An 18,878-nucleotide genomic window follows, 5' to 3' on the forward strand; every position below is an offset into this window, starting at 1 on the left:
GGGCGTGCCGGAGGGCACGCGGACGGGACCGTCGGCGCGACGGTGTGACGGTGGGTGTCGGTACGGGTTCGGGCCCGGTCCGGGTCGGGGCTCGGGCGTGAGGGCGCACCGGGGCCGGCCGGTGGTGCGGGCCGGTGTCCCGGTGCGGTGCCCCCTCAGCGGGCCCCGGGTGGGCGTGGGTCAGGCGTGCGGTCTGTGGCCGTGGTGCGGGGCGAGGTCCATGACGGCTTTCGGCTGCACGACGAAGGGGCGCATCATCATCATGTCCTCGTGCTCGTAGACGTGGCAGTGGTGCATGAACCGGCCGGGCGGGCCGTTGAACGTGGCTCCGACGGTGATGAGTTGGGCGGGCGCGAGCGAGATGACGTCCTTGGGGCCCCGCTCGGCGGCGGTCAGCGGGGCGTTCTCGCGCCAGCGGATCGGGGTGGTGGTGCCGGCTCCGTAACCGCCGCCCGCCAGCTCGAAGAAGGTGAAGGAGCTGACGTCGTACACCTCACGGCTCAGCCCCTGGAACGCGACCGTGTGGAGGTGCATCGGGTGCGGGTAGGCGCCCGCCGACTTCTCCAGGCTGAGGAATCTCCAGCGTTCGGTGGCTCCGGAGGCGACGGTGAACCGCACCGGGTCCTCGAAGGTGGCGGAGACCCGCCGGAAGGTGCGGACCGTGCCGTGCTCGTCCTGGATCTGGACGATTCCGTCGATGGGGAGCTTGCCCTCGGGTGCCCCGGTCTCCTCCATCTCCCAGAGTTCGGGGTCCTTGGGGTAGACGGGGGTGACGATGACGAGGCGTTCGGGGGCGGCGGCCGGGGGGGCGACCGGTGTGAAGGAGGTCGCGAGGCGTTTCGGCGGGACGAAGGTGTCGTGCCCGGCCCGGGAGGCGACACGGAACTCCATCAGGTCGGGGCGGGCTCCCGGTTCGGGCAGGGCGTTGACGAGCCGGAGCCGTCTGCCGCGCAGGGCGGAGAAGTCCACCAGGAGGTCGGCGCGTTCACCGGGGGTGAGCGGAACGCCGTCGGTGACCGGGTCGGGCCGGGGAAGCAGTCCGCTGTCCGTGCCGATCAGCCGGAAGGCGTCGGAGGGGAGTTCCCCGCCCTCCTCGTCGAGGATCTTCAGGAGGTAGGGGCGGTTGTTGGAGGCGTTGAGGGCGCGGAAGCGGTACCAGCCCGCCTCCACCTCCAGGTGCGGCCAGATCACCCCGTTGACCAGGTTGAACGGTCCGGTGAAGGGACGGACCAGTTCATAGGGGTCGTCGGCGACGACGATGCCCTTGTAGAGGAGGCCGCCGGTGAACGCCCCGTCGTCGTCGAGGTCGAGATTGCGGTCGAAGAGGACGAGAGGGATCTCCCGGTCGCCGGCGGGCAGTCTCAGCCGCCTCTCCTCCTCGTCCCGGATGAGGTAGGCGCCCGCGCCGAGGCCGGTCATCACGTTGAGGTGCGTGATGTGCATGGCGTGGTCGTGGTACCAGAGTCCGGCGGCGGGCTGCTCGTTGGGGTATTCGGCGAGCTGGGCGGCGCCCGGCAGGACGGCGTTCTCCGCCCAGCCGTCGTTGCCGCCGCCGGTGACGGCTCCGTGCAGGTGCACCACGGCCCACGGGGGCAGCGCGGCGACGTCCGCGCGCACCGCGGCCCCTTCGCGCCCCGGGCGGTCCCACATGAGGGGCAGCTCGGGGTCGTAGGCGAACGGAACCCGGACGGCCGGCAGCGGGTAGTCGCCGGTGAGGTCGTTCTCCCAGGCGATACGGAGCCGGCTGCCGCGCCTCGCCTCGATGGTCGGCCCCACGTGCGTGCCCTCGTACGTCCACAGCCGGGTGTACGGCAGGCTGCGGTGGAGGCGTACGCGGGCCGAGCGCATCGTGACGGTCAGCTCCCCCTTGCGTCCGCGGATCACCCGGGGAACGGGCAACGGGTCCAGGAAGGGCACGAGGGCCCTCGCCGCCTTCGCCGCGCGGGCTGCGTGCTCGGCGGCGGCCCCGGTGAGCCGGGGCCCGGCCTCCCGGGCCTCGCGGACGGCGTCGGGCAGGTCGTCCAGCGGGGTGCCGAGTGCCGCCGTCATCAGGGCGGACCGGGGCGGCGCGGTGGCGGCCGCGGCACGGCCGGACCCGCCGGGGAGGGCGAGTCCGGTGCCGAGGGCCACGCCCGCGCCGGCCACGCCGGCCCCGACGAGGAACCCCCGGCGGGCGACCAGATCCGACAGCTTGGGGGGAGTTCTCATGTGGGATCGGCCGCCATGCTCTCTATCAGGCTCTTCGGCCGCAGATCGGTCCAGTTCCGCTCGACGTAGTCCAGGCAGGCCTGCCGGGTGTCCTCCGGATGGGCCACGGTCCATCCGGCGGGTACCTCGGCGAACGCGGGCCACAAGGAGTGCTGTCCTTCGTCGTTGACGAGCACCAGGTAGGCGCCGTCCTCGTCCTCGAACGGATTGGTCACCGCATCCTCCAATTACTTAGGTAAGGCTATCTTTACTTGATCGCTAGCGACCCTACCCATCCATTCCGCGGTTGACTCACCGAATCCCTCAACTCACTGGTTCACCATCGGTTTTGATGGCTTGAAATAGGCGCCCAGGACGCTTCGGCGCCCCGGGACGCCTCCTCACGCGGTGCCGGTGCCGCGCCGCTTGAACAGCACCCAGGCCAGGTACGCACCGCCCAGAACGGCGGTGGTGACGCCCACCGGCAGCAGGTTGTTGCGCTGCGACTCCTCCACGACCCGGACCCATCCGACCTGCCGGTCGACCCACACCAGGGCGGAGAAGAACTGGCTGGAAGCAAGGTGTGCGGCCGAGAGCAGTCCGGCGCCCACCGCCCCCGCCGAGACCAGACTGACGCCCGGGCTGCGACCGACCATGGCGGCGATCTGCGGGGCGGCCAGCGCGATGAACGGGATGGGCCCGGCGCTCGCCACCGCCACCCCGCACAGCCCGATCCCGAGCACCGTCAGGGCGATCCGCGAGCGGTTCACCCGGACACCGAGGCCGGTGGCGAGATCGTCGCCGAGCTCCATCATCCGCAGCCGTCTGCCGAACAGCAGCACCGGCGGCAGGAGGAGCACCAGGGCGGCGGCCATGATCTGCACGGAGCTCCAGCCCCGTCCGTTGAGCGTCCCGACGAGCCAGATGTGCGCGTTCTGGGCGTCGTTGAGGGAGGACCGGGTGAGCAGATAGGAGTTGACCGATCCGAGCATCGCGGTCACGCCGAGCCCGATGAGGACCAGCCGGATGCCCTGCAGCCCTCCCCTGCTCGCCAGTACGGAGACCAGCAGCGCGGTGACCAGTCCGCCGACGATCGCTCCCGCGGCCACCGAGGCGGCGGCGCCGCCGAACGTCACGATGACCAGGATGGCGCCGGTCGCCGCCCCGCTGTTGAAACCGATGACGTCGGGGCTGGCGAGCGCGTTGCGCGACACGCTCTGGAAGATCGCGCCGCTCATGCCGAGCGCGCCGCCGACCAGGATCGCCAGCAGGGCCTGGGGCAGGCGCTCCTGGTTGACGAAGTGGACGGCCAGCCGGTCGCCCGTCCCGTAGAACAGGGCACGCGCCACGTCGGGCACCGGCACCGGGTAGGAGCCGACGCACAGGCTGACCAGCAGCAGGAGCGCCGCGAGCAGCAGGGCGCCGCAGCTCACCAGGGCCGTACGCCGGTGCATCCGGAAGCTGACCCGTCCGGACCACCACCGCACCGGCCGGGCCGCGTCCGACGCGCCGCCGCCCGCCTCCGGGGCCGGACGGATCTCTGTCGTCGTCACAGCGAAGCCTCCTTGCGCCGGCAGACCATCGCGATGAACACCGGCGCGCCGATCACCGCTGTGACGGCGCCGACCTCCAACTCGTCGCCGGGCAGGGCCACTCGGCCGATGATGTCCGAGACCAGCAGGAGCACCGGGGCCAGCAGCATCGAGTACGGCAGCACCCAGCGCAGGTCGGGCCCGGTCAGCCAGCGGGCGACCAGCGGAACGACCAGGCCCACGAAGGCGATCGGCCCAGCGGCGGCCGTCGAGGCCCCGCAGAGCAGGGTCACGGCGATCACCGCGGCGATCCGGGTCCGGGCGATACGGGCCCCGAGCGCGCGGCCCAGCTCCTCGCCGAGGGCCAGGGAGTTCAGCGGGCGTGCCAGCAGCAGGGCGATCACCAGACCTACGGCCACGAACGGCAGCAACTGCACGACGAGTTCGGGCTCCCGGCCGGCGAGCGATCCGACCATCCAGAACCGCAGGTAGTCGTAGGTCGCGGAGTCGAAGACGGTGAGCCCGGCGATGACGCCGCTCAGGCTCGCGCTCACCGCGGCCCCGGCCAGCGCGAGGCGTACGGGCGTGGGCCCGGCTCTTCCGGAGGCGCCGAGCACGTACACGATCACGGTGGTGAGCGCCGCGCCGGCGAAGGAGAACCACACCAGCGACCCGAAGCCGGCCAGGCCGACGACGCCGATGCCGAACACGACCGCCGCCGAGGCCCCCGCGTTGACGCCGAGGAGACCGGGGTCGGCCAGGGGGTTGCGGGTCACGGTCTGCATGACCGCTCCCGCCACGCCGAGCGCCGCGCCGGTCATCAGGCCGACGAGCGTGCGCGGCAGGCGGAGTTGGCGGACCACGTCGGTCGCGTAGGATCCGTCGTCGTTCCAGAGCGCGGTCCACACCTGGCCGAGCGTGGTGTCCTTGGTGCCGATCCAGGTGCTCAGCACGACGAGGAGCAGGAGCAGCCCGGCGAGGGCGAGGAGTCCACCGCCGCGCAGGGCGGACCGGACGGCGGTGGGTTCCGGCTGCGGCTTCCGCGCGGCGGCCCGGCGGCCGAGGGCGGTGGGCGGGGCGGTCACGTCGGCGTTCCGCCCGCCCGGAGAGGCCGATGGGGACGCCCACGTAACGCCTGCGGCGCGTGAGGCCCCCAGATCCGAGAGCCGAGCATATCCACCCGCATGGTGCAGCCTTCCGTCGCGTCCGCTGTCATCGCGGTGGCGCAGCACGCCGCCAACCGGCCTTCACCACCAGCTGGTTGACCGACTTGAGCGAAACGGAACCCCCGCGAAGTAAGGCTGACCTTACCCAAGATCGCGGCGGCTGAGGAGGCCGGTCCGGCGGGGCGGCGACGCGGCCGCCCCGGCCGGACCCGGGACACGGGACGCCGATCAGAGCCCGAGGTCGCTCAGACGGGCCTCGTAACGGATGGTGAGATCCTCGGAGTCGCCGGCCGGGTTGTCCCAGAGGGCCTCCAGCTCGGAGCGCACGGAGTCGGGCAGCGCCTCGTACCGCTCGGTCCAGGTGTCGGAGTTCGGTATCCAGTAGCCGACGACCTTGAAGCGGTCCGCCGGGAGCCCGAGGTCGCGACGGAGGTAACGGCGCACCGAGCGAAGGGCGTTGGTCTCCCCCGCGACCCAGACGTAGCCGCCCGCGAGGTCCGTGCCGGGCGGGACGGCGGCGGCCACCAGGTCCGCCAGGCGGCTCGGGCCGTGGCCGTTTCCGCCGTAGGTCCAGGTCACCTTGGAGTCGGAGGGCTCCCGCAGGGGCAGCACGGCCGAGGGCGCGGGCGCCTCCAGCACCACCCGGGTCCTGACGTGGTCCGGCGTGTTCTCCAGCAGCCGGGCGGCGGCGGGCAGACCGGTCTGGTCGGCGACCAGCACCTGCCAGGAGAGGTCGGCCGGGGGGCTGTAGAGGCCGGTGGGGTCGTTGACGCCCACGACGTCCCCGGGCCGCGCCTCGGCGGCCCAGCCGGACGCCACGCCGCCCTCGTGGAGCACGAAGTCGATGTCGACCTCGCCCGCCTCCGGGCGCACGGCGCGGATCGTGTACGTGCGCATCGGCGCGACGGGCTGCCCCTCGGGGGTCTCCCATCCGCCCTGCTCGGTCGTCCGGGGCAGGGAGACCTCGGTGCGGTCCGGGCCGTGCGGAAGGAAGATCCGTACGTACTCGTCACCGACCCCGGTGGTCCTGAAGCCCGCCAGACCCTCCCCGTGAAGGGTGACGCGGGTCATGGTCTCGGTGAGCGGCTGCACTCGGGCAACGACGGCTCGGTGGATCGTCATGGACTCTGCCCCTTCGTACGCGTGGTCGGCCTGAGCGCCTCGCCCGCCGGGACGAGAGAACCGAATTGACTTAGGTCAGCCTAACCTTTCACGGACACCGGTTCGCTACGGCATCGGTCGTACGGTCGGGCGCTGTGGCAAAATCCGACGCATGTCCGTTCGATATCCACGCCCCCTGAGCCCCGGTGACCGAATCGGCGTCACCTCCCCGTCCAGCGGAGTCCCCGAGGAGCTGCGCGAGCGGCTCGCGGTCGCGGTGCGCGATGTGGAGGCGCGGGGGTACGAGGTCGTGACCGGCCGGTGCATGGACGGCGGCGGGCACATCAGCGCCCCCGCGGCCGACCGGGCGGCCGAGTTGACCGCGATGCTGACGGACCCCGGCATCGGGGCCGTGGTACCGCCGTGGGGCGGGGAGACCGCGATCGACCTGCTGCCGCTGCTCGACTGGGACCGGCTGCGCACGGCCGAACCCACCTGGGTGGTGGGCTACTCGGACATGTCGACCGTCATGACGCCGCTGACCCTCCTCACGGGTGCGGCGACCGTGCACGGGAACAACCTCATGGACACCCCCTACCGAGTGCCGCAGGGGCTGGTGTCCTGGCTCGACATCGTCACGGCGCCGCCGGGCCACCGTTTCACCCAGCTTCCACCGGAGCGGCACCGGGCCACGGGCTACGACGACTACGCGGAGCATCCCGAGGTCCGCACGTTCACGCTCGACACCCCGGGCCGATGGACGAGGCTGGACGGCGACGGCGACGTGGACGTCGAGGGGCGGCTGATCGGCGGCTGCACCGAGATGCTGTGCAACCTCACCGGGACGCCGTACCTCGACACCTCCGCCTTCGCCCGGACCCACGCCCCGGAGGGCCTCCTCGTGTACGTGGAGGCAGGCGGCCATGACGCGCTCACCATCTGCCGCAATCTGCACGGGATGCGGCTGGCCGGCTTCTTCGACACGGCCAACGCCGTTCTCGTCGGCCGGACTTCGGCCCCGGACACGAGCTCGCTCACCCAGCACCAGGCCGTGCTGGACGCGCTCGGCCCGCTGAACGTGCCGATCGTCGCGGACGTCGAGTGCGGCCATGTGCCGCCGTACCTCCCCCTGGTCAACGGGGCACGGGGCCGGGTCGTCCACACGTCGACACGCAGCGAGCTGACGCAGACACTCGACTGACTCTCCGGGCGGCCCGCGCCCTAGCATGAAGGGATGAGTCGACTGCCGAACCCCCACGCCCGGCGTTCCGTGCTCCGCCTGCTGGGCGGCGCCCTCGTGTCCGTGCCGCTCGCGGCCTGTGGCACGGAATCCGACTCCCCCTCACCGTCGCCCGCCGGGAAGGCGTCCGGATCGCCCTCGGCCACGGCGCCGGATGCCGGGCGCGCCTTCGCGGCGCTGGAGAAGGAGTACGCGGCGCGGCTCGGCGTGTACGCCGTCGACACCGGGACCGGGCGCACGGTCGCCCACCGTGACGGGGAACGGTTCGCCTACGCCTCCACGTTCAAGGCGCTCGCGGCGGGGGCCGTGCTGCGCAGATACGGGCTGGGCGGGCTGGAGCGGGTCGTGACGTACCGCCGTGAGGATCTGGTCGACCACTCCCCCGTCACCGAGAAGCACGTGGCCACCGGAATGAGCCTGGGTGATCTGTGCGACGCCGCCGTGCGCTTCAGCGACAACACCGCGGGCAATCTGCTGTTCGACGCGGTCGGCGGGCCCCGGAAGCTGCAGGCGTTGCTCGCGGAGCTGGGGGACGACGTGACCCGGATGGAGCGGCGGGAGACCGAGCTCAACGAGTGGACTCCCGGCGCCACGCGCGACACCAGCACCCCCCGGGCACTGGCCGAGGATCTGCGGGCGTTCGTCCTGGGCGACGCCCTCGCCGAGCCCGAGCGGGCCCGGCTCGCGCAGTGGCTCACCGCCAACACCACCGGCGGCGAGCTGATCCGGGTGGGGGTCCCGAAGGGGTGGACCGTCGGCGACAAGACCGGGGCGGGCAGTACGTACGGGACGCGCAACGACATCGCCGTGGTGTGGCCGCCCGACGCGGCGCCGCTGGTGCTGGCGGTGCTCTCCAACCGGAGGGACGCGGACGCCGACTACGACAACACGCTGATCGCGAAGGCCACGTCCGCCGCCGTCGCCGCCCTGACCGGGCAGCGGGGCCGTTCCTAGAGGACGGCTCAGGACTCGTCGAGCACGGCGTCGATCTCGCCGAGGAAGTCGTCCAGGTCGCCGGGGTTCCTGGAGGTGATCAGCGGCCAGCCGGAGGCGTCGTCGCGGACCACCGGCTTGTCGACCCAGGTGCCGCCCGCGTTGGTGATGTCGGTCCGCAGCGACGCGTACGAGGTCAGCGTCTTGCCCCGGACGTAGCCGCCCTCGACCAGCGCCCACGGCCCGTGGCAGATGGCGGCCACCGGCCGGCCGGAAGCGGCGAACGAGCTGACGATCCGGGTGGTGGCGTCCTGCAGACGCAGCGAGTCGGCGTTCAGCGTGCCGCCCGGAACCAGCAGCAGGTCGTACGCGGCGGGGTCGACGTCGTCGAGCGTGAGGTCGGGCCGCACGGTCTCGCCGGGATCGCGGTCCCCGACGAGGGTGCGGATCCCGTCCGCCGAGACCGCCGCCACGCTGACCTGCGCCCCGTGTCCGCGCAGGTGCTTCACGGGGACGACGAGTTCGTCCTGCTCGACCCCGTAGTTGGTGACGATGGCCAGGATCCGGCGGTCGTCGAGAGCGGTGCTGGACATGGACTGCTCCGTTCCTGTGGTGTCGTTCGTCCGTGGTCGTTCATACGGTGACGCTCACCGTGCGGGCCACGGCGGCGCCCTCTCCTTCGGCTGCCCGGACGCGGTCAGGAGGAGAGGACGGAGTCGTCCTCGGGCAGGGCGCCGGGCAGCCGGTGGCGGGCGGCGACCAGAGCGCTGTCGACGTCGCCCGTGCCGGTCGACACGCACAGCGTGTAGGCCACGTCGTCCATGCGCTGCCGGGCCTCCTCGCCGCCGCTCTCCGCGTGCAGCACTCGCAGTGCCTCGTACTGCTCGATCAAGTTGCGCAGCACCGTGGGGTGGGCCATCAGCATGCGGGGCATCCTTCCGCCGGAATCGTGGAGTGTCGTCCTGCGCCCGGGTGGGGGCACCGCCCCGCGTACCCGCCCGCGGGCGGGCCACACACCAGGGCGACGCGTCCGCCGCTCCGGTGCCGCGCGACGCGCTCCCGGCCGGTGGCCGGAGCTCCAATATGGCCGGGCGGCATGGCCTCCGCATCTTCTCCGCTGCTCCCCGGGCCTTCCCCCGCCGTCCCCCGGGCCGGGCGGTGTGTCCCGGCCCTCATCGGTCCGGGGACTGCTTCGCCCGGCAACGGGTACCCACCAGGGCGCATCACTCGCTCCCCGGTCGCACCGGGGCAGTACGGAAGGAAGCTCTCATGACCGACCGCAGGCCGGAAGGCACCGCCTACACCGGGGCTTCCGGCAGCCCGCCCCCCGTTCCGGCGGACATGCAGGACCAGCAGACGCAGGAGGGCGAGGACGCTCTCGACATACCGGTGCCGGACCGGGTGGCCCGCCAGGGCGGCCAACCCGAGCTGGACGAGGCCGGCGCCGGCCGGAACACGCCACGCAACGCGGGCGCGCACCCCGACAGGCACCCGGCCCCGGACGAGTCGACGGGCTAGGGACGCCCTCTGGGCGCGGGTCAGCCTGCCGGGTGGGCGCGCCCAGGGCCCACGCCCCGGGCCCACGCCCCGGGAACCCGGACGGCTCACCGCGCACGGCATGCCCGTGCCCCGGCCCTTCCCGGGCCGGGGCACGGGCCTCTGCGTTCAGTGGTGGCCGCGCGCGCTGCTCGACGCGCCGCCGAACAGCCGGGCCAGGGCCCGGAAGGGCAGCGTGACGACGGTGGCGATGGCTCCTCCGATGGCGCGGAGTACATCTGCGATGGCCTTCAGCATGGGTCGCCCTCCATTCCCGCCCGGACCTTCCGGAAGTTCCGGAACGATCGGTGCGAGAGCCACCGCGTACCCCGCACGCGCCGCCCCAACCGGAGATCCACCCGACAGGAATCCGCCCGGAACGCCCTGGAGCCCCGGAGCGCGATGCGCTCCGGGGCTCCGGGGTCGGTCCGACCCGGATCAGGCGGTGGTGATGTTCTCCGCCTGCGGGCCCTTCTGGCCCTGGGTGATGTCGAAGGTCACCGCCTGGCCTTCCTGGAGCTCACGGAAGCCGGAGGAGTTGATGTTGGAGTAGTGCGCGAAGACGTCGGGACCGCCGCCGTCCTGCGCGATGAAGCCGAAGCCCTTTTCCGAGTTGAACCACTTGACGGTTCCGCTGGCCATGCCCGTACCTCTCAGCAGTAAACGGATCCGCACCGCGCGGACCCGGAGGTGATCGCCCTGGTTCTCAGGCACTGCACAGCAAAACGCCCGCGCCAGGCGCGGGCAGGTACTGCGAACCACGACATCTTCCGGCGACGCTACACGGCGGGATCACTCCTCACCAGAGAGCAACGCCATTTTGCTGTGGATCACCTTCGTGGTCACCGTCCCGTACCACACCGACTACGGTCCGTTCAGGGCCCGTCGGCGTCCCCTCAGGGCGCCAGCAGCCGCCAGAGCAGCAGCAACCCCACACCGCAGACGAGCAGTCCGGCGAGCAGCGCCAGCGCACCCCGCCGGACGTTGTCCGGCTGAAAGCCGCCGAGCACGCTGAAGCACAGCCGCACCCCGTAGGCCACGGCCAGCACCCCGCACACGGTGACGGCGAAACCGGCCGCGATGGCGTCCCACTGGCCCTCGAACGCCCGTTGGTACGGTCCCGGCTTCCGGGTGGCCAGTACGTATCCGGCCGAAGTGAACAGGGCGGCGGGGAAGGCCACCAGCCCGAAGAAGACGGTCAGACGCCGGATCAACGGAACGACCCCCCTTCCACGGGAAAGCGGGAGAGACGTTCGCGGACCGAGGTTTTCAGCCGTTCCTCCCACCGGTCCCGCTCCGCGACATGGGTGAACAGCTCCCGCATCCGGTTCACCTCTTCGATCATGGCGCGTTCCTCCTCCACGAACCTGCGGTTCAGGGGCCGCTCGATCCTCAGCAGGAGGGCGACGCACGCCGCCAGCGAGAGCGCGGCCACGGCCAGGCCGACCCCGACGAGCACGCCCCCGGGACCGCCGCCCGTGGCTGCGGCGAGGGCCAAGACCCCCGGGAGCAGCACCGCGAGGGAGCCCGTGGCGATCCGGGGCCGGCGCACCCGTCGCCGCCGCGCGCTCAGGGCCTGGACGGCGGCCAGCCGCCGTTCCGCGGCCGCCAGCGTCCGCAGGAACGCCGCTCCTCCGTCGATCGCGGCCATGTCAGCCCCCGTTCCGCTGCGTGATGAACGTCTGGAGTTCCTGGCCGAAATGTGTGCGCAACGCGCCGATCTGCGCGTCGTCCAGTTGCGAGGTCCCCACGGGCAGCCCGGGAAGGTACTGGTGGCGGATGAGCCGGGACGCCATCGGGAGGACGGACAGGCGCAGCGACGTCTCGTTCTCCAGGTCCCGCATGAGCGCGGCGAACGGGGACTCGCGACGGGCCCGCCCCGGGATGTAGTGGTCGCGCGCCTCGTCGAGCCGGTCCCAGTACAGATCGCACTTGGAGACGGCGACGATCAGCCACCGCAGCCGCTTGGCCAGCTGCCCGTCGATGATCGCGTCGACCAGGAGACGGAAGTCGGCCGCCTCCTTGCGGAGGTGCCAGTTCCGTACGGCTTCCTGGTCGACGGCGCCGTCGGCGGCGAGCGCCTCGTGGACGTCGCGCTGGGAGCCGCGCTGCCAGATCCTGTTGTGCCCCCAGCAGACGACGTGGACGATGCCGTGCGGTGAGGCGTCGCCCCGCATCGTGTCCTGGAGGGCCCGTTCGCGCTGGGTGGACAGCTGCCCCGGAATAACGGTGACGGCGGCCCGGGTGCGGCGGTTGCCGGAGCGCAGGACCGTGGCGTGCTTCTCGATGTCGGGGCTGCGGGAGCTGTCGCTGTCGCCCGTGCGGATCGACTGCGTCAGCGCGTCGTACAGGACGGTCTTGCCCGCCCCCGCCTCGCCCGTGACGGCGATGGGGTTGACCGAGAGGCCGAGCCGCCCGTGCAGTGCGGCCGAGGCGGCCCCGGCTCCCGGGCCGCCGCCGTCCACCGCGTGCCGGACGCTCTCCCACCGAGATCGGGTGTTCTCCCAGACGTCGGGCACGCGCGCAGCTCCCCCGGGTAGGCCGATGGGGAGATGCTATCGATCAACTGGGTGTGTTGCACGGGCACTTACGGGATTGACGGGAGGCCTGGAGCCCCCGGAGCCCCAGGTGCTACTGGATGAACCGGGGCAGCCAGCGCGCCTGGTAGTCGGGGTGGCCCGCGTACTCGGCGGCCAGTTGCCGTACGGCGAAGCCCAGGCCCACCGCGCGGCCGGAGCGGAAGTCCTCGGCCGGGCGGTCGGTGTCCAGGTCGGCGACCTCGACGTACTCGCCGAGCATGACCCGGTTCGTCTCGATGCGCTCCAGGGTCCGCGCGGGGTCCTGGAGGGCGATGTGCTGGTCGAAGCCCCGGCCCCGCACCGTGAACGCCACCCCGCCGGTGCGGTCGTGGACCTCGCCCGGCACGTCGGCCGGGCACCGCCATCGGTCCCCGCCTGCGGCCAGTGCGACGTGTTCCTCGTCGGTGAGCCGCGCCCGGACGAAGGCCACCATGTCTGCGTTGGCGCCCATTGGATGCCGCTCCCTTGCGCTGATGGATCTCTGCACTCGATACGGGGAGCATTCTGGTGGACCGGGCGCGGCCCGATCCACCTCCGCATCCGGTTCACCCCACCGTGTCCCCCGCGTTGCTCGCGGCCAGGTCGGCGAGGACCTTGTGCAGGGGTTCGGTCTTCCGGCGGCGGTACTCCTGCACGGCCCAGCCGTTGCCGTCCGGGTCGGTGAAGTACATGAAGGTCGCCCCGTCGTCGGGGGTGTACCGCTGCGGCTCGGAGACCTCGACGCCCCGGCGGACGAGCTCGGCGTGCGCGGCGTCGATGTCGGTGACGCAGAGCTGGAGGCCGTGGTACGAGCCCGGCTGCGGGGTTCCGGTCGGGTTGGGCAGTCCGTCGGTGAGGGCGATCGAGCAGCCGGATCCGGGGGGCGTCAGCTGGACGACGCGGGCGCCCGGCATCACCTCGTCGTCGAGGTCGACGTGGAAGCCGAGTCCGTCCCGGTAGAAGTCCCGGGCCCGGTCGATGTCGGTCACGGGCAGCACGATCACTTCGAGGGTCCAGTCCATGGGTCACAGCCCTTTCGTGGGTCGGTCGGTGTCCGGGTCCGGCCGTGGATCGTCCGGGGTGTGCGGTGGTACGTCCGGGTCGGGCCGGGCCAGGTCCGCTTCGCGCGCCCCGACCGTCGCCCCGTCCCCGTCCTCTCCGGCTTCAGCCGCGAGCGGCGTCGCGCCACCCTGAAGGCGGGCGAGGTCGGAGGACCGCACCTGGATGACGAACAGGGCGACCAGCGCGGCGAGCACGGCGAAGCACGCCGCGACGACGAAGGCGCTGGAGACGCCCGAGGTGAGCACCTCGTCGCCCCAGGGCGGTGGCAGCTGACCGGTCCTGCGGAACTCCTGGAGCTGGGCGGGGGTGCCCTCCCGGAGGAACTTCGGCACCTGGTCGGTGGCCTCGTTCCGGCTGGCCGTGCCGAACGTCGTGACGAGGATCGACAGCCCCAGGGACCCGCCGACCTGCTGGGAGGCGTTGAGGGTGCCGGAGGCGGCGCCTGCCTCCTTCGGGGCGATTCCCGAGACCGCCATCAGGGTCAGCGACACGAACTGCATGCCCATCCCGAAGCCGAACACCAGCATCGGGCCGAGGATCGAACCCAGGTAGGAGCTGTGGACGTCGGTCAGCGTCAACCAGCCGAGCCCGGAAGCGGCCAGGAGCGCACCGACCACCATGAAGGGTTTGGGTCCCCAGCGCGGAAGCAACTGCGAGGCCAGTCCGGCGCTGATGGCGATCACGACGCTCACCGGCAGGAATGCGAGTCCGGCCCGCAACGGGCTGAAGTCGAGGACGTCCTGGACGAAGAGGGTCAGGAAGAAGAACATCCCGAAGATCGCCGCGGAGAGACACAGCATCATCGTGTAGGTGCCGGCCCGGTTTCGGTCGCGGAACAGCGCCAGCGGGGTGATGGGCTGTCTGGAGCGGCTCTCGATGGCGATGAACACGCCGAGGAGCACCACAGCGGCGGCGAACGATCCGAGCGTGATCGGGTCGGTCCAGCCCTCTTCGGAGGCGCGGATGAAGCCGTAGACCAGCAACACCATGCCGGCGGTGGAGGTGAGGGCGCCCGCCACGTCGAAGTGGCCGGGACGGCGCTCGGACTCGGGGATGTAGCGCGGAGCCGCGAGGGCGATCATGAGCCCGATGGGGACGTTGACGAAGAGCACCCAGCGCCAGTCGAGCCACTCCACCAGGATTCCGCCGGCCAGCAGTCCGATCGCGCTGCCGCCCGCCGAGACGGCCGCGAACACCCCGAACGCGCGATTGCGTTCGGGCCCCTCGCGAAAGGTCGTGGTGATCAGCGACAGGGCGGTGGGCGAGGCGATCGCGCCGCCGACGCCCTGGAGCGAGCGGGCGGCCAGCAACTGCCAGCCCTCCTGGGACAGTCCGCCGAGCAGCGAGGCGAAGACGAAGAGGAGCACGCCGAAGATGAAGACCCGGCGGCGGCCGAGGATGTCGCCGAGGCGTCCGCCGAGCAGCAGCAGACCGCCGAACGTCAGCGTGTAGGCGTTGACGACCCAGGAGAGGTTCTCGGTGGAGAACCCCAGGTCCTTCTGCATGTGCGGGAGGGCGATGTTGACGATGGTGACGTCGAGCACCACCATCAGCTGGCACGAGGCGATGACCAGCAGCGCCAGTCCGCTCCCATGCCTCTCGTGTGCCGTGGCCGTGGGTGTCGCGCGGGAGCCCGTCATGGTGGAGTTCGTCTCTCGTGCCGGGGGCGGTGCCCGGCGCGAGCGCGGGCGTTCACCCGACCGACGTTATGCCCGAAATGGGGGCCTCGCCATTCGAGCGAGCGGACGGCCGCACACGCCGCCGCGGCCTCACTGGAGGGCGTGGACCGCGGTGCGGAAGAGGGCGGGCGCCCGGTGGGCCGCGGCGACGATCAGCCGGCCCGAGGACGGATGGCCGGCGGCACCCAGCAGGGCCGCGGTGAGCAGTCGGTAGCGTCGCGTGACCCGTACCCACCGCCGGGGGTAGTCCTCGGGCCGCCCTGCGGTCAGGCAGTCGACCGCGGCCGTCGCGGTGGCCACCGCGAGGGCGATCCCCTCCCCGGTGAGCGCGTCCACGTAGCCCGCGGCGTCGCCGACCAGCAGGACGCGCCCGGCCCGCAGGCCCCGCGCACGCTGGCGCAGCGGCCCGGCCCCGCGTACGGGGGTGGCCCCGGGGCTGTCCGCGAGCCGGGCCGCGAGAGCGGGGAAGGCGGCCAGATGCCGGTCGTAGGGGCGGCGGTCGCGGCTCAGGACGGCGACGCCCACCAGGCGCTCGCCGACCGGGGTCACGTACGCCTCGCCGTGCCGGGACCAGTGCACCTCGACGTGGTCGGTCCACGGGGCGAGCGGGTAGTGGCGGCGCAGACCGTAGCGCCCGGGCCCGGTGACGGGCCGGTCGAGGCCCAGGGCACGGCGCAGCGGCGAGTGGAGCCCGTCGGCGGCGATGAGCCAGCGCGCGGTGAGTCCGGCGGCGGTGACGGTGTCCGCGTCCTGCCGGATCTCCCCCGCCTTCGCGGCGACGACGCGTACGCCCAGGGAGGCGGCCCGCTCGTGCAGGGCGGCGTGGAGTTCGGTGCGGCGGACGCCCGCGCCGGGGCCGCCCCGGAAGGCCGCCTCCGCGCTGCGCCGGCCGTCGGTGTAGCGGATGCCGCGCAGTTCGTGGCCGCTCACCCGTACGCCGAGGTCGCGCAGGGCCGCGACGCCGCCGGGCATGATGCCCTCGCCGCACGCCTTGTCGACGGGGGTGGTGCGCGGCTCGACCACCACCGCCTCCAGGCCCGCCGACGCGGCCCGGATCGCGGCGGCCAGTCCGGCCGGTCCGCCGCCCGCGACCAGGACGTCGATCATGTGCGCGCGTCCACGGCCGGGAGGCGGGCGAGCGCCCCGTCCTCGCACCGGATCCGCACGGCCATGAGGGCGGCGTTGAGGGCGGTGAACACGAGGGCGGTCACCCAGGCCCCGTGGGCCAGGGGCAGCGCGAGGCCTTCGGCGGCGACGGCGACGTAGTTGGGGTGGCTCAGCCACCGGTAGGGGCCGCCGGTGACCCGGGGCAGGCCGGGGACCACGATGACCCGGGTGTTCCAGCGGGGGCCGAGGGTGCGGATGCACCACCAGCGCAGCACCTGCGCGGCCACGACGACGGCGGCCAGCGCCCAGCCGGGTCCGGCCGGGAAGGGGCGTTCGGCGAACCGGACCTCCGCCAGGCAGCCGAGCAGGAGTGCGGTGTGCAGCGCGACCATCGCCGGATAGTGCCCTCGGCCCGATTCGACGCCGCCCCGGGCGAGGCTCCAGCGGGTGTTGCGGCGGGCCACGACGAGTTCGGCGAGGCGCTCGGCCGCGACGGCCAGCACCAGGAGGGTGTACCAGGTCGAGGTCATGGGGGCTCTCCTTCCTACCAGCGCAGCAGCACCAGTTCGCAGCAGAATCCCGGGCCCATGGCCAGCAGCAGTCCGGGGGTTCCCGGCTCGGGGCGGCGCTGTTCGATGGTGTCCCGCAGGACGTGGAGGACCGAGGACGAGGACAGGTTGCCGACGTCGGCCAGCGAGCGCCAGGTGACGTCGAGCGCGCCGTCGGGCAGGTCGAGGACCTCGGTGACGGTCTCCAGCACCTTGGGGCCGCCCGGGTGGCACACCCAGTGGGCGACGTCCTTCGGCTTGAGGCCGTGTTCGTCGAGGAACTCCCGTACGTCGTCCGCGAGATAGCGGCGGACGACGTCGGGTACCGCCGGGTCGAGGACCACGGTGAAGCCGGTGCTGCCGATGTCCCAGCCCATGACGTGCTCGGTGTCCGGGTACATCCGGCTGCGGGTGGCCACGATCTCGGGCCCGGAGACGGCCCGGCGGCCGCCGAGGGCGACCACGGCGGCCGCTCCGTCGCCGAACAGCGCGGTCGCCACCAGGTTGGCGGGCGACGCGTCGTGGCGCTGGAAGGTGAGGGAGCAGAACTCGACCGACAGAAGCACGGCCACGTCGTCGGGGCGACCGAGGAGGTAGTCGTGCAGCCGGGCCGTCCCGGCCGCTCCGGCGACGCAGCCGAGGCCGAAGACGGGCAGCCGCTTGACGTCCGACCGCATCCCCAGGCGGGTCACGAGCCGGGCGTCGACGGAGGGGGCGGCGATGCCGGTGACCGAGGTGAACATCAGCAGGTCGACGTCGGTGGGCCGCAGCCCCGCCGCCCGCAGCGCACCGCGTACGGCCTGGGCGCCGAGGTCCACGGCGGACCGGATGAACACGTCGTTGGACGTGCCGAAGCCGTCGAGGTCGCGGTAGCCGTCCAGGGGCAGCACGGTGTGCCGGGTGCGGACCCGGGCGTTCTCGTGGAGCCGGTCCAGGACTCGGCGGTCGGCGCCGGGCGGCAGGCAGGTGCGGGCCACCATGTCGGTGACCTCGCGCTGGGTGTGGCGGTGGGGCGGCAGGACCCCGTGCACCGCGGCGATGCGGGTCATCCTGCCTCCTGCTTCGGTGGCGTCATGGCCCCATCCTGCCCACAAAGAGTGATGAATCGGCGTAAAAGACCCGCCCGGTCGCCGCATTGACGGGACGCCAGGCCCCTACGATCGCCCGATGGACGCCACGGACAGCGTGAGCCCGGCCGGAGCGGGGGCTGCGGGGACCGCGGGGGCTCAGCCGATCGGAGCGGTTCCGGACGGAGCGGTTCCGGCCGACGCGGACCCGGCCGGGTCCGGGCGACGGGGCCGGGTCGTGGGGCTCGCGCTCGCGTGCCACCCGGGACCGGCGCTCGCGGTGACCGCGCTCGGCTGTGCCCTCGCGCTCGGCTCCGGCCTGGGCGGCCCCCGTTCCGCGCTGGTCACGGCGGCGGTGCTGACCGGCCAGCTCTCGGTGGGCTGGTGCAACGACGCGTACGACGCACGGCGTGACGCCGATGCCGGCCGCCGGGGGAAGCCCGCGGCCGACGGCACGGTCGAGGCGCGTGCGGTGTGGGCGGCGGCGGCGGTCGCGCTCGCCCTGTGCGTACCGCTCTCGCTGGCCTGCGGGGCCCTCGCGGGCGTGGTGCACCTCGCCGCGGTCACCGCCGCCTGGCTCTACAACCTGCGACTCAAGGCGACCGCCCTGTCCTGGCTGCCGTACGTGGCCGGATTCGGCGCCCTGCCCGCCGCCGTCGCCCTCTCCCTGCCCGGCGGACCGTGGCCCCGGTGGTGGACGGTGACGGCCGGGGCGCTGCTCGGGTTCGCGGCCCATCTGGCCGACACGCTCCCGGACATCGCGGCGGACCGGGCGGCCGGGATTCGGGGCCTCCCGCACCGGCTGGGCGCGAGGGGAACCCGGCTGCTCCTGCCGGCGCCGCTCCTCGGCGCCACGGCCGTGCTGGCGTTCGGGCCGCCGGGACCGGTGGACGCCGTGGGTGCGGCGGCGCTCGTCCTGGCCGGTGCGGCGGCGCTCGCGGGCCCGGCTCTGGGCGGCCGGTGGCGCAAGGCCGCCCTGGCCGGAGCGGTGGCCGTGGCGGCGGTGGATCTGGCGCTGCTGCTGGCCCGGGGTGTCGCCGGGGCCTGAACAGGCCCGACCGGGAACGTGCCTGACAGACCGTCACTCAAGACACCCGAATGACATGACCATGCGAAGACCGTTGACAAATCAGAAACCGAGCAGAAATCTATGAACCTCTCA

At 72.9% G+C, this 18,878-nt stretch carries 22 protein-coding genes; 4 read left to right on the plus strand and 18 right to left on the minus strand.

Features of this window, described 5'->3' with window-relative positions:
• Positions 1-180: 180 nt before the first annotated feature.
• The 5 genes from IE272_RS22570 to IE272_RS22590 form a co-directional block, all read right to left on the minus strand.
• Entirely contained in the window at positions 181-2,208 is a 2,028-nt protein-coding gene (locus IE272_RS22570; RefSeq protein WP_190007711.1) for a multicopper oxidase family protein, read from the minus strand.
• On the minus strand, positions 2,205-2,423 hold the full coding sequence (locus IE272_RS22575) for an MbtH family protein (RefSeq protein WP_007458086.1): 219 nt from the start codon (positions 2,421-2,423) through the stop codon (positions 2,205-2,207). Before IE272_RS22575 ends, IE272_RS22570 begins: the two co-directional genes overlap by 4 nt.
• Before the next feature lie 165 nt (positions 2,424-2,588).
• The gene (locus IE272_RS22580; RefSeq protein WP_190007713.1) at positions 2,589-3,740 is read right to left on the minus strand and encodes a FecCD family ABC transporter permease; all 1,152 of its coding nucleotides are present in this window, start codon (positions 3,738-3,740) and stop codon (positions 2,589-2,591) included.
• A complete protein-coding gene (locus IE272_RS22585) occupies positions 3,737-4,804 on the minus strand; it encodes a FecCD family ABC transporter permease (protein ID WP_190007715.1) in 1,068 nt (355 codons plus the stop codon). The genes IE272_RS22580 and IE272_RS22585 overlap by 4 nt, the downstream gene beginning before the upstream one ends.
• A 309-nt stretch (positions 4,805-5,113) precedes the next feature.
• Complete coding sequence (locus IE272_RS22590; RefSeq protein ID WP_050362845.1) at positions 5,114-6,007, minus strand: siderophore-interacting protein; 894 nt, start codon at positions 6,005-6,007, stop codon at positions 5,114-5,116.
• 151 nt (positions 6,008-6,158) lie between these two features.
• Here IE272_RS22590 and IE272_RS22595 point away from each other — a divergent pair, with 151 nt between their 5' ends.
• Both IE272_RS22595 and bla read left to right on the plus strand, forming a co-directional pair.
• Positions 6,159-7,187: a S66 family peptidase gene (locus IE272_RS22595; RefSeq protein ID WP_190007717.1), complete on the plus strand. Its 1,029-nt coding sequence runs from the start codon at positions 6,159-6,161 to the stop codon at positions 7,185-7,187.
• A 33-nt stretch (positions 7,188-7,220) separates the two neighbouring features.
• A complete protein-coding gene (gene bla / locus IE272_RS22600; RefSeq protein ID WP_190007719.1) occupies positions 7,221-8,180 on the plus strand; it encodes a class A beta-lactamase in 960 nt (319 codons plus the stop codon).
• 8 nt (positions 8,181-8,188) lie between these two features.
• Here bla and IE272_RS22605 read toward each other — a convergent pair whose 3' ends face one another.
• Together IE272_RS22605 and IE272_RS22610 are read right to left on the minus strand one after the other, a co-directional pair.
• A complete protein-coding gene (locus tag IE272_RS22605) occupies positions 8,189-8,752 on the minus strand; it encodes a type 1 glutamine amidotransferase domain-containing protein (RefSeq protein ID WP_050362842.1) in 564 nt (187 codons plus the stop codon).
• A gap of 104 nt (positions 8,753-8,856) precedes the next feature.
• Positions 8,857-9,084, minus strand: coding sequence for a DUF5133 domain-containing protein (locus tag IE272_RS22610; protein ID WP_032791717.1), 228 nt, complete (start codon positions 9,082-9,084; stop codon positions 8,857-8,859).
• Positions 9,085-9,428: 344 nt separating this feature from the next.
• On the opposite strand from IE272_RS22610, the gene IE272_RS22615 reads away from it, so the two are divergent.
• Positions 9,429-9,677 (plus strand): hypothetical protein, encoded by a 249-nt coding sequence (locus IE272_RS22615; RefSeq protein ID WP_032791719.1) that lies wholly within the window; start codon positions 9,429-9,431, stop codon positions 9,675-9,677.
• A 147-nt stretch (positions 9,678-9,824) separates the two neighbouring features.
• Here IE272_RS22615 and IE272_RS39145 read toward each other — a convergent pair whose 3' ends face one another.
• The 11 genes from IE272_RS39145 to IE272_RS22665 all read right to left on the minus strand — a co-directional run bounded on the left by IE272_RS39145 (position 9,825) and on the right by IE272_RS22665 (position 17,698).
• On the minus strand, positions 9,825-9,953 hold the full coding sequence (locus IE272_RS39145; protein WP_257140576.1) for an LPFR motif small protein: 129 nt from the start codon (positions 9,951-9,953) through the stop codon (positions 9,825-9,827).
• Positions 9,954-10,133: 180 nt separating this feature from the next.
• The gene (locus IE272_RS22620) at positions 10,134-10,337 is read right to left on the minus strand and encodes a cold-shock protein (RefSeq protein WP_032791721.1); all 204 of its coding nucleotides are present in this window, start codon (positions 10,335-10,337) and stop codon (positions 10,134-10,136) included.
• Positions 10,338-10,591: 254 nt separating this feature from the next.
• Positions 10,592-10,909: a hypothetical protein gene (locus tag IE272_RS22625; RefSeq protein WP_007451036.1), complete on the minus strand. Its 318-nt coding sequence runs from the start codon at positions 10,907-10,909 to the stop codon at positions 10,592-10,594.
• A complete protein-coding gene (locus IE272_RS22630; RefSeq protein WP_190007721.1) occupies positions 10,906-11,346 on the minus strand; it encodes a hypothetical protein in 441 nt (146 codons plus the stop codon). The genes IE272_RS22625 and IE272_RS22630 overlap by 4 nt, the downstream gene beginning before the upstream one ends.
• A gap of 1 nt (position 11,347) precedes the next feature.
• Positions 11,348-12,214: an NUDIX hydrolase gene (locus IE272_RS22635; protein ID WP_050362839.1), complete on the minus strand. Its 867-nt coding sequence runs from the start codon at positions 12,212-12,214 to the stop codon at positions 11,348-11,350.
• Between the two features lie 112 nt (positions 12,215-12,326).
• Positions 12,327-12,725 carry a DUF6221 family protein gene (locus tag IE272_RS22640; RefSeq protein ID WP_050362838.1) on the minus strand — a complete coding sequence of 133 codons (399 nt, stop codon included), beginning with the start codon at positions 12,723-12,725 and terminating at the stop codon, positions 12,327-12,329.
• 94 nt (positions 12,726-12,819) lie between these two features.
• Positions 12,820-13,275 carry a VOC family protein gene (locus tag IE272_RS22645; RefSeq protein ID WP_050362837.1) on the minus strand — a complete coding sequence of 152 codons (456 nt, stop codon included), beginning with the start codon at positions 13,273-13,275 and terminating at the stop codon, positions 12,820-12,822.
• Positions 13,276-13,278: 3 nt separating this feature from the next.
• Positions 13,279-14,955, minus strand: coding sequence for an MFS transporter (locus IE272_RS22650; protein WP_050362836.1), 1,677 nt, complete (start codon positions 14,953-14,955; stop codon positions 13,279-13,281).
• Between the two features lie 129 nt (positions 14,956-15,084).
• On the minus strand, positions 15,085-16,101 hold the full coding sequence (locus IE272_RS22655) for an NAD(P)/FAD-dependent oxidoreductase (protein WP_057667579.1): 1,017 nt from the start codon (positions 16,099-16,101) through the stop codon (positions 15,085-15,087).
• Entirely contained in the window at positions 16,098-16,631 is a 534-nt protein-coding gene (locus tag IE272_RS22660; RefSeq protein ID WP_097937546.1) for an isoprenylcysteine carboxyl methyltransferase family protein, read from the minus strand. Before IE272_RS22660 ends, IE272_RS22655 begins: the two co-directional genes overlap by 4 nt.
• Before the next feature lie 14 nt (positions 16,632-16,645).
• A complete protein-coding gene (locus IE272_RS22665; RefSeq protein ID WP_190007723.1) occupies positions 16,646-17,698 on the minus strand; it encodes a type III polyketide synthase in 1,053 nt (350 codons plus the stop codon).
• Between the two features lie 118 nt (positions 17,699-17,816).
• On the opposite strand from IE272_RS22665, the gene IE272_RS22670 reads away from it, so the two are divergent.
• Positions 17,817-18,764: a UbiA family prenyltransferase gene (locus IE272_RS22670; RefSeq protein WP_190007726.1), complete on the plus strand. Its 948-nt coding sequence runs from the start codon at positions 17,817-17,819 to the stop codon at positions 18,762-18,764.
• Positions 18,765-18,878: the final 114 nt, after the last annotated feature.

Origin of the sequence: Streptomyces anulatus (genome assembly GCF_014650675.1) — a bacterium.
GTDB classification, from domain to species: Bacteria; Actinomycetota; Actinomycetes; order Streptomycetales; family Streptomycetaceae; genus Streptomyces; species Streptomyces anulatus.